Source organism: Bacteroides sp. 11BF (genome assembly GCF_019633765.1).
GTDB lineage: Bacteria > Bacteroidota > Bacteroidia > Bacteroidales > Bacteroidaceae > Bacteroides > Bacteroides hominis.
In genome coordinates, this window is sequence record NZ_JAFKPJ010000056.1 from 1 (window position 1) to 2,457 (window position 2,457).

2 protein-coding genes are annotated in these 2,457 nt (G+C 33.0%); both read right to left on the reverse strand.

Going from position 1 to position 2,457, the window contains the following annotated elements; all coding sequences use genetic code 11:
- Positions 1–10: 10 nt before the first annotated feature.
- On the reverse strand, positions 11–997 hold the full coding sequence (locus JZY04_RS20880; RefSeq protein WP_032540030.1) for a FecR family protein: 987 nt from the start codon (positions 995–997) through the stop codon (positions 11–13).
- Between the two features lie 124 nt (positions 998–1,121).
- A complete protein-coding gene (locus JZY04_RS20885; RefSeq protein WP_005810129.1) occupies positions 1,122–1,697 on the reverse strand; it encodes an RNA polymerase sigma-70 factor in 576 nt (191 codons plus the stop codon).
- Positions 1,698–2,457: the final 760 nt, after the last annotated feature.

Below are 2,457 nucleotides of genomic sequence, written 5' to 3' on the forward strand. Positions count from 1 at the left end.
AAATCGTGTTCTACTTAAGTTCTTCGAGAACATAGTAGTCATTGCTTATTAATTTATAATTTAATGGCGCACTATGCGACATAATGTTCAGAATCAGATCCAATGGTTCATTTCGCAATGTGAATGTAAAGCGATAATGATCAGCCACTTTCTGTGAGCAATCGATCTTTTGACCATACCATTTCTCTAAACGAGGTAAAATCATGGCCAATGTTTCGTTCTTGAAACTCAATCGTCCTCCAATACGCCAAGCAGAATATGAATTAGCATCTACATGATCTATACGCACATCACCGTTTGCTTGGCAAGTCAATTTTTCATTCGGACGAAGAATGTATTCTCCTTTAATTTGCTCTTTGTTATCCTTAGGTTCTACCCTAACTTTGCCATTGAGCAATACTGTTTCTACACTTTCGTCACCATCAAAACTAAAAACCTCAAATGCTGTCCCTAAAGCTGTAACATCCATATTCTTGGTTTTTACAACAAAAGGATGTCCCTTATCCGGATGAACATTAAAAAAAGCTTGTCCTGAAAGAGTTACTTCCCGCTTTTCTCCGGAAAACTCTTTAGGATATGTCAAACGACTTCCAGCATTCAACATCACCAGTGTACCATCTGCCAGTCTCACTGAATCCATGGATTGGCGTCCTGAATTCAGAACATACCAAACTTTTGGATCTGATTTTCTGGATAATAACATTAAAGATAATGTTCCGCAAATTAGCAATAATGCTATGGATGCTACCCAGCTATACCGATGTAAGCTTTGCCTAAAACGTCCGCTTTTTCCTTTCTTTATTTGGTGCATAACGTTTGTTAGCATTCGTTCTTCCTTATCGACATCGGTATACATATCAGAAGTCTGTTCCCATTGACTATAAATTGCCTGATTCACAAATTTATAGTTATTAAGTTTTTCTCGCTCTTCCGGCGATAGGCCATCGGTCAGCAGCTTCTTTATTATATTCTTATTTCCAGTTGTCGCTTGTTTCATCTTTATTACCTTCTTATTACCTATCTATTTATAAATACACGCAACACCATAACATCCCCCAAAGAAAATTTAAAATCTTTAAAATAAAAGGGAAATCATGAAATAAGCTCTCTATACCTTATTATTATAGAGAAAGAAATATGATAAATAAATAGATGTTTTTACGTAAAAATTTTAAGGCTTCATTAATATGTCGCTCTACGGTTTTCTCACTGATAGACAGTCGAGTAGCTATTTCTTTATAGCTAAGGTGCTCTTCACGGCTTAAGTGAAATACTTCTTGTTGCCGAGGCGTCAGTTCAGAAATTAATTTCTTTATATAGGCCTGAAGATCGGCCGCATCCATTTCATCTTCAATATCATATTCAACTTCTGCACTACTGAGTATAGTCGTTTTATACGCATTTTCATTGAAACTTTTACGAAATTGATTAAAAATTATATTGCGGGTTATAATAAATAAAAATCCTTTGAAGCTTTCATTCTCTTTCAAGAAGATACGTGCCTCCCACAATTTTACGAAGACCTCCTGTACCACTTCTTCTACTTCGGCCATAGAAGATAGGTATAAACGGGAAAAGTTGTGAACTTTAGGCCAATACATTCTGTATAGAGCAGTAAATGCAGCTTCGTCCCCCAGTTTTAATGATACAATAAGCTCTTTCTCGGTCATAAATCTATCGGTGTGATGTGCAAACATACAATTTTTTAGGGAGAAACAATACAAATTTTAAAATAAAAATAGAGGATTTATAGCAAATGAGCGCATTTGAATATAAAAAGATGTGTTTAAATAATAATGATTATAGAAATATAAAAAAGATAGTAAAATTCATTTTAGGTTGACATAAGGGAGAGGATCTTTATATTTAGCTAACTCAGACTTTCTTTAAAAAGATGCTATAATAATTTCTTCTTGAATAAAAATACTATTATCATGCAATATAAAATTGCCTTTTAAGTAAAAATACATTTTATTGCAGGATCTTATTCGTTTCCTGAATATAGGAAATTAATTCTCTATCTGTACGAAGTTAATATCCTGTTGACAAAACCTTAATTCTTTATTTGTACGAAGTTAACATCTTAAAAAGTTAGAGTTCAAAAATCTGCTTTAGGAAGCTATTTACTAATTTTTCCCGTTTACATTTCTACTATCATAAATCATCGTTAATTCACTTAATACATATCATTAAAGAGCTATATCGTTTGTTTTATCGAGCAAATACACAAAATTGGAGGCTTTATCCTATCAAATATAACTTTCTCTAACAGCAACACAGCTGTTTTTTTCCTCAGATCTTTGATTCGGGTGCTAAAACCAGCAATACAGATGAGATAGAAAATACAAAATGATAAAAAAGCATGAAATAGTCAAAATGTAAACAGGACCCAATAATAAAAATAAATAGAGGATAAAAATGCAATAGTTCTCGAAGAACTTAAGTAGAACACGATTT